This is a genomic window from Streptomyces oryzae (assembly GCF_017676365.1).
GTDB lineage: Bacteria > Actinomycetota > Actinomycetes > Streptomycetales > Streptomycetaceae > Streptomyces > Streptomyces oryzae.
Window position 1 is genome coordinate 20,564 of record NZ_JADKMA010000091.1, and the last position, 7,408, is coordinate 27,971.

General features: G+C 72.2%; 9 protein-coding genes. 7 read left to right on the top strand and 2 right to left on the bottom strand.

Going from position 1 to position 7,408, the window contains the following annotated elements; all coding sequences use genetic code 11:
* Positions 1-37 precede the first annotated feature (37 nt).
* Genes ITI46_RS18740 through ITI46_RS18765 form a run of 6 tightly spaced genes read left to right on the top strand, consistent with a single transcriptional unit; the run spans position 38 to position 6,182 of the window.
* A complete protein-coding gene (locus ITI46_RS18740) occupies positions 38-2,209 on the top strand; it encodes an MMPL family transporter (RefSeq protein ID WP_209240805.1) in 2,172 nt (723 codons plus the stop codon).
* A gap of 51 nt (positions 2,210-2,260) precedes the next feature.
* Positions 2,261-3,619 carry a sensor histidine kinase gene (locus tag ITI46_RS18745; protein WP_372451997.1) on the top strand — a complete coding sequence of 453 codons (1,359 nt, stop codon included), beginning with the start codon at positions 2,261-2,263 and terminating at the stop codon, positions 3,617-3,619.
* A complete protein-coding gene (locus ITI46_RS18750; protein WP_209240806.1) occupies positions 3,616-4,335 on the top strand; it encodes a response regulator in 720 nt (239 codons plus the stop codon). Before ITI46_RS18745 ends, ITI46_RS18750 begins: the two co-directional genes overlap by 4 nt.
* A 60-nt stretch (positions 4,336-4,395) precedes the next feature.
* Entirely contained in the window at positions 4,396-4,527 is a 132-nt protein-coding gene (locus tag ITI46_RS35830; RefSeq protein WP_307808229.1) for a hypothetical protein, read from the top strand.
* Entirely contained in the window at positions 4,524-5,321 is a 798-nt protein-coding gene (gene recO, locus ITI46_RS18760; protein WP_209240807.1) for a DNA repair protein RecO, read from the top strand. Before ITI46_RS35830 ends, recO begins: the two co-directional genes overlap by 4 nt.
* A gap of 27 nt (positions 5,322-5,348) precedes the next feature.
* Complete coding sequence (locus ITI46_RS18765; RefSeq protein ID WP_209240808.1) at positions 5,349-6,182, top strand: isoprenyl transferase; 834 nt, start codon at positions 5,349-5,351, stop codon at positions 6,180-6,182.
* Between the two features lie 18 nt (positions 6,183-6,200).
* On the opposite strand, the gene ITI46_RS18770 is transcribed toward ITI46_RS18765, so the two are convergent.
* Together ITI46_RS18770 and ITI46_RS18775 are read right to left on the bottom strand one after the other, a co-directional pair.
* Entirely contained in the window at positions 6,201-6,473 is a 273-nt protein-coding gene (locus ITI46_RS18770; RefSeq protein ID WP_209240809.1) for a DUF4190 domain-containing protein, read from the bottom strand.
* 2 nt (positions 6,474-6,475) lie between these two features.
* Positions 6,476-6,637 (bottom strand): hypothetical protein, encoded by a 162-nt coding sequence (locus tag ITI46_RS18775; protein ID WP_209240810.1) that lies wholly within the window; start codon positions 6,635-6,637, stop codon positions 6,476-6,478.
* 117 nt (positions 6,638-6,754) lie between these two features.
* Between ITI46_RS18775 and ITI46_RS18780 the strand changes: the two genes are divergently transcribed.
* Positions 6,755-7,408 (top strand): TetR family transcriptional regulator (locus ITI46_RS18780; RefSeq protein WP_209240811.1); only part of this gene is annotated, 654 nt, incomplete at its 3' end.

Below are 7,408 nucleotides of genomic sequence, written 5' to 3' on the forward strand. Positions count from 1 at the left end.
GCCATCCCGACAGCAACGGACCGAAAAGGGGGCCCGGATGGGACCCGCGACACATGTGACCGAGCGGGCGGCGACGCCCACCCCGCCGCCCGGCGGCCGGGCCCCGGCAGGCAGCCGGCGGCGCGCCATCCCCTGGGCCGTCATCGCGCTGTGGATCGTCGCCCTCGCACTGGCGGCGCCGTTCGCGGGCAAGCTCATGGACGTCACCCGTGACAAGCCCACCGACTACCTGCCCGGCAGCGCCGACTCCACCCGCGTACAGCACCTCGTGGAGCAGCTGCCCGGCGGCGGCACCAGCGCACTGCTGCTCGTACACCACCGCGACGGCGGACTGACGGCCGCCGACCGCGAGTTGGCCCGCGACCAGGTCCGCCAGGTCGCCGCCGACTACTCCCTCGCGGGCGAGAAGACCGGCGCCCTCCCGCGCACGATCCCGTCGAAGGACGGAAAGACGCTCCTCACCGCCTTCTCCCTCACCGGGATGGGCGACGAGGACGTACGGGACGAGGCGGTGCACCATATCCGGGACCGGATCATCGGGGACCGTGCCGGGGACGGGCGGGACGGGCTGACCGTCGAGCTGGGTGGCCCGGGTGCCATGGCGGCGGACAGCAGCGCGATCTTCGAGTCGGCCGACGCGACGCTGATGCTGGGCACAGCGGTGGTGGTGGCGCTGCTGCTGATCCTCACCTACCGCAGTCCGGTGCTGTGGCTGATACCGCTGCTCGTGGTCGGGGCGGCGGCGCTGGCGGCGCGGGCGCTCGTCTATGGGCTTGTGCAGGCGTTCGATCTGACGGCCACCAGCATGAACACTTCGGTGATGACCGTGCTGATCTTCGGCGCCGGTACCGACTACGCCCTGCTGCTGGTGTCGCGCTACCGCGAGGAACTGCGCCGCCACGAGCGGCCGTTCGACGCCATGACGGCCGCACTGCGCGGCTGCGGGCCCGCGGTGCTCGCCTCGTCCGGGACGGTCGCCGCGGGGCTGCTGTGCCTGCTGGTGGCGGACATGAACAGCGTCAACGCGCTGGGCCCGGTCGGTGCCGTGGGTGTGGTCTGCGCGCTCGCCGCGATGATGACGCTGCTGCCCGCCCTGCTCGTGCTGCTCGGGCGGCGGCTGTTCTGGCCGCTGATCCCCGCATACGGCAGCGCCTCGCCACTCCGCCGCACCCTGTTCAGCTTCATGGGCAGCTCGGCGGGGCGCCGCCCGGTCACCGTCCTGCTGGGCGGCGTGCTGCTGCTCGGCGCGCTGTGTCTCGGCAACTTCGCGATGCCCGGAGATCTGCGCGAGCAGGACACCTTCACCGAGAAGCCCGAGTCGGTCTCCGCACAGGAGACGGTGCAGCAGGCGTTCCCCCGAAGCAGCAGCCAGCCCCTCACGGTGCTCGCCCGCAGCAGCGCGGCCGGTGACGTCGAGCGGACCGTGCGCGGCACCGAGGGCGTCGTACGGGTCGAGAAGGGGCGCAGCGGCGGCGGCTGGACGGAGTTCTCCGCGTACGCGAAGGACGCCCCCGAGTCCGCGGGCGAGCAGGCCACCATCCACCGGCTGCGCGGCGAGCTGGACGGGCCGGCAGGTGCCGAGGCGCTGGTCGGCGGGCAGAGCGCGCAGCAGCTCGACATGCAGGAGACCACCGCGGACGACCGTATGCGGGTGATCCCGCTGGTGCTGGCCGCGGTGCTGGTCATCCTCGTCGCACTGCTGCGCAGTCTGGTGGCGCCATTGGTCCTCACGGTCGCCGTCGTCGCCTCCTGGGGAGCCGCGCTGGGCCTGGGCGGGCTGGTCTTCGAGCCGGTGCTCGGCTTCGAAGGGCTCGATCCCGGCATCCCGCTGATGACGTTCGTCTTCCTCGTCGCGCTCGGTGTCGACTACGGCATCTTCCTTATGCACCGCACCCGTGAGGAGTCGCTGCGCGGGATGCCCGTCACCGAGGCCGCGCTCGTCGCGCTGCGTACCACGGGAGGGGTGATCGCCTCGGCGGGCATCGTGCTGGCCGCGACCTTCTGTGTGCTGGCGACGCTGCCGATGGTGCTGATGGCTCAGATGGGGCTGGTCATCGCGGTCGGCGTGCTGCTGGACACCTTCCTTGTACGGACGTATCTGGTCACCTCCGCCGCCCAGTTGCTGAAGCGGTGGATGTGGTGGCCGGGCCGGCTGTTCCGTGCGGGAAGCCGGGGCGGGACCGGGGCCGAGGGTGCACGCCGTGAGTGACGCCCGCACCCCCGTGCCGCAACCGGTGACCCGTACCGCAGGATTGGGGCTGTGCAGCTGCCCCGGGGTCCGGTGAACTCCCTCGTACTGCGCTCCCTGCGGCCTCGGCAGCAGGGAGCGCGCGTCGGCCTGCGGGATGTGCTGCTCGCGCTGGCCGTCTGCGCCGTGCAGACCGTGATGGTGCTCAGCGCCTCGCCCGCCAACGGGCGCTTCCCCACCCTGCTCGGCTGGACGCTGCTGACCTGCTCCGGCGCTCTGCTGGTCCTGCGCCGCAGAGCGCCGTGGCTCACGGTCCTGGGCATCGTGGTGTGCGTGGGCCCGTACCACGCGCAGGACTTCTCCCACCTTGCCGCCGTGCCGGGCGCGCTGATCGCCCTCTACTCGATGGCCGTCGCCGGGCCGCCGCTGCGCTCGCTCGCCACCCTCGGCGCAATCGTCGGGGTGATGGTGGCGGTGATGAGCAGCACCGGCAGAACCCACGAGCTGAGCGACATGCTGCGCTCGTCCGGCTGGATCGTGGTGTGCGTGCTGTTCGGCGAGACGGTACGGATCCACCGCGACTACCTCGCCGCCGTCGTGGAGCGCGCCGAACGCGCCGAGCGCACCCGCGAGGAGGAGGCGGCCCGCCGCGTAGCCCAGGAACGGCTGCGGATCGCCCGTGACCTGCACGATCTCCTCGCGCACAGCATCACCCTGATCGGCGTGCAGACCTCCGTCGCCGCCCATGTCCTGGTCGCCGACCCCGAGCGGCTGGACCGGGAGGCCGTCGCCAGGGCGCTGGAGGGCATCTCCGACACCTGCCGGGGCGCGCGGGCCGAGCTGCGCACCACCCTGGAGGTGCTGCGCGCCGGGGACGCCGACGGGATGGAGCCGCTGCCGGGCCTGTCCGGACTGCCCGACCTGGCCAGGGCCGCCTGCGACGCGGGCGCGCACGTGGAGCTGTCCGTGCACGAGACGGCGCACGCCCTGGCGCCCGCACCCGCCGTGGGCGCCGCCGCCTACCGCATCGTCCAGGAGTCGCTGACCAACGCCGTACGGCACGCCGGCGCGTCCGTCTCCGTACGCGCCGTGGTGGAGGGGGTGGGCGGGGCGTTGCGGGTCTCTGTCGTCGACGACGGCGGAGACGGCGCCGCTCCGGTCCCCGGGGAGGGTACGAGCGGACCCGGCGGGTTCGGCATCGCCGGGATGCGGGAGCGGGCCCGCAGCGTCGGCGGCACCCTCGAGGCCGGGCCGCGTACTCTCCGGCCCGGGTTCGCCGTGACCGCCCTGCTGCCCGCCCGGCCGTCCGGCACCGCGGCGCCGGCGCCTGCGGCCGAAGCTGCCTCCGGCGCCGCGCCTGCGTCCGACTCCACGCCCACGCCCGACTCCACGCCCACGTCCGCCGCCGCACCGAGGGAGGCCCTGCCATGACGGAGACCGCGCGAAGAACCCCCTGCGGCGGCAGCCCCGTCCGGATCGTCCTGGCGGACGACCAGACGCTGGTGCGTGCGGCCTTCGCCATGCTCATCGCCTCCGCGGAGGACATGTCCGTGGTGGGGGAGGCGGCGACGGGCCGGGAAGCCGTCGCGCTGGCCCGCTCCACCCGTGCGGACCTCGTCGTCATGGACATCCGCATGCCCGACCTGGACGGCATCGAGGCCACCCGGCAGATCGCCGCCGAGGAGGACCTGGCCGGGGTGAGGGTCCTCGTGCTGACCACCTACGACACCGACGAGCACGTGGTCGAGGCGCTGCGCGCCGGTGCCTCCGGGTTCCTGGTCAAGGACACCCGCCCCGCCGAGCTGCTGGACGCGATCCGTACCGTCGCCGCGGGCGAGGCGCTGCTCTCGCCGGGGCCGACCGCCAGGCTGATCGCCCGCGTGCTGCGCGCCCCGGCGCCCGATGCGCCGGGTGCGCCGTATCCCGAGGCCCTTGCGGCGCTCTCGGCGCGGGAGCGGCAAGTTCTCGCCCTGGTCGGGCGTGGCCTGAACAACACCGAGATCGCGGACGCGCTGGCGCTGTCCCCACTCACGGCGAAGACGCATGTGAGCCGCATCATGGGCAAGCTCTCCGTGCGGGACCGGGCACAACTGGTGATCGCCGCTTATGAGTCGGGCCTCATCACGCCGGGTACCGCCCCTGCCTGACGGAGGACGGTTCCCCCGCTCTTGCCGGCCCCCCCTCGCCGGGTGCGGGACAATGCGTCCATGACCCTGTTCCGCGACGACGGCATCGTCCTGCGTACGCAGAAGCTCGGCGAAGCCGACCGCATCATGCTGTGTTCCTCCGGGGGGCACCCCCCGGACCCCCGGCCGGGTCGGGGCGAGGCGGCGTCGTGACTTTGTTCCGCGACGACGGCATCGTCCTGCGCACACAGAAGCTCGGCGAAGCCGACCGCATCATCACGCTGCTCACCCGGGGGCACGGGCGGGTCCGGGCCGTGGCCAGGGGTGTACGGCGGACGAAGTCGAAGTTCGGGGCGCGACTGGAGCCGTTCAGCCACGTCGACGTGCAGTTCTTCGCGCGGGGCAGCGAACTGGTGGGCCGCGGCCTGCCCCTGTGCACGCAGACGGAGACGATCGCCCCGTACGGCCAGGGCATCGTCGCGGACTACGACCGCTACACCGCAGGGACGGCGATGCTGGAGACCGCCGAGCGGTTCACCGACCACGAGGGCGAGCCCAATGTGCAGCAGTATCTGCTGCTGGTCGGCGGACTGCGCACCCTCGCGTCGGGCGAGCACGGCGCCGGCCTGGTGCTGGACGCCTTCCTGCTGCGCTCCCTGGCGATGGGCGGCTACGCGCCCAGCTTCGCGGACTGCGCCAAGTGCGGACTGCCGGGCCCGAACCGGTTCTTCTCCGTGGCGTCGGGCGGCGTGGTGTGCGCCGACTGCCGGGTGCCGGGCAGCGTCGTACCGTCCCCGGAGGCGCTGCGGCTGCTGGGCGCCCTGCTGACCGGGGACTGGGAGACCGCGGACGCCGCCGAGCCCCGGCACTGCCGGGAGGGCTCGGGCCTGGTCTCGGCGTATCTGCACTGGCACCTGGAGCGCGGGCTGCGTTCCCTGCGCTACGTCCGGCAGGCGTCCACCGGCCAGGAGCGGATAGGCTCGGGCGGGTCAGCACTGTCCCCCTGAGTCCCGCCCGCTGGAGTTGAGTACCGAATGGCACGCCGCGGAATGCTGTCCTGGTCGCAGCAGCGCGAGTACGCGACGCCCGAGCCGCACCCGTCGGGTGCCCGGCCTCCCAAGATCCCGGGCGAGCTGGTCCCGAACCATGTGGCGGTCGTCATGGACGGCAACGGCCGGTGGGCCAAGCAGCGGGGGCTGCCGCGTACGGAGGGCCACAAGGTCGGTGAGGGCGTCGTCATGGACGTCCTCAAGGGGTGCATCGAGCTGGGCGTGAAAAACCTGTCGCTGTACGCCTTCTCGACCGAGAACTGGAAGCGCTCGCCCGAAGAGGTGCGCTTCTTGATGAACTTCAACCGCGATGTGATCCGCCGCCGCCGCGACGAGATGGACGCGCTGGGCATCCGTATCCGCTGGGTGGGCCGGATGCCCAAGCTGTGGAAGTCCGTCGTGCAGGAGCTCCAGGTCGCCCAGGAGCAGACGAAGAACAACGACGCGATGACGCTGTACTTCTGCGTCAACTACGGCGGTCGCGCCGAGATCGCGGACGCGGCGCGCGGTATCGCCGAGGACGTGGCGGCGGGGCGGCTGGATCCGGCCAAGGTCAGCGAGAAGACGCTCGCGAAGTATCTGTACTACCGCGACATGCCGGACGTGGACCTCTTCCTGCGCCCGTCGGGCGAGCAGCGGACGTCCAACTATCTGATCTGGCAGAGCGCCTACGCGGAGATGGTCTACCAGAACGTGCTGTGGCCGGATTTCGACCGGCGCGATCTGTGGGCCGCGTGCCTGGAGTACGCCAAGCGGGACCGCCGCTTCGGCGGTGCCCGCAATGACGCAGAGCAGCAGGACGCCGCGAAGGGCGCGTGAGAGGGCCCCTTCGGGCCGTCAGCCCGTGAAGCTCCAGGACACCGTTCCGTTCGCGGTCACCAGTACGGCCAGCACAAGAAGATCCGCGGCGCCGAGGGCCGTGCCCAGCAGGGCGCGGCCGCGTCGGGCGGTGCCGCGGGCGAGGGCCAGCCCGCCCAGTACCAGGGCGCAGGGGCCCAGCACGATGTTGAAGACGAGCAGCCCGACCAGGCCCATGACGAACGAGGCCACGGCCATGTCGTCGGCGTCACCCACCCGGGTACGGCCCTTGCGCAGCAGTACGGTGCTCATGGTCAGCTCCTCTTCCGGTTGCGGCGGGTGCGCTCGCGAACGGTGAAGACCAGCAGCCAGGCGGCGATGACCGCGGCTGCGGAGAAGGTTACGGCGGGCGGCAGTTGGGCCGGCGGCCCCACCAGGACGCCCAGCAGGAGGAACGCTGCGACGAGGAAGATCATCAGTTCCTCTTTCTCCCAACTCGTAGCTGCAGTGGGTGAACAAGTGTGGTGACAATTGTTCACTGAGATTGAGGCTACAGCATTGCGGCGCCCGGCGCACAACTGTTTACTGAAGCCATGAGCGCCACCCCCCGATCCACCCCCCACTCGCAGCGGGACCTGCAAAAGGCCCGCACGCGCCGCGCCCTGCTCGACGCCGGCCTCGCCCTGCTCGAGGAGCAGAGCCTCAGCAGCATCGGCCTGCGCGAGATCACCCGCGCCGTGGGCATCGCACCCGCGGCCTTCTACCGCCACTTCCGGGACGTCAGCGACCTGGGCGTCGCCCTGGTCGAGGAGTCGCTGGGCAGCCTGCACGCGGTGATACAGGCCGGGCTGACCGAGCGCACCGAGGACGGCGAGCGCATCGACCACCTCGTGGACGCCATCGCCCGCTATGTGCACGAACACCCCGAGCACATCCGCTTCGTATGCCGCGAACGGCACGGCGGGGTGGCGGCGGTCCGGGTCGCCATCGGTGCCCAGCTCGACCGGTTCGCCGAGGAGGTCGCCGAGGCGCTCGCCCATGACGAGGTCTCCCGCGGCTGGAGCGGCGAGGATCTGCGCATGCTGGGCGAGATCTACGTCGACCACATGGTGATGACCGCCTCCGCCTTCCTGGAGGCGGCCCAGGGCGAGGGCCCGCCGGAGGACGTCGTGAGCCGCACGGCCCGCCGCCAGCTCCGTCTGATCAGCCTCGGCCGCCGCCACTGGACCTCCGACCCGGCGAACCCC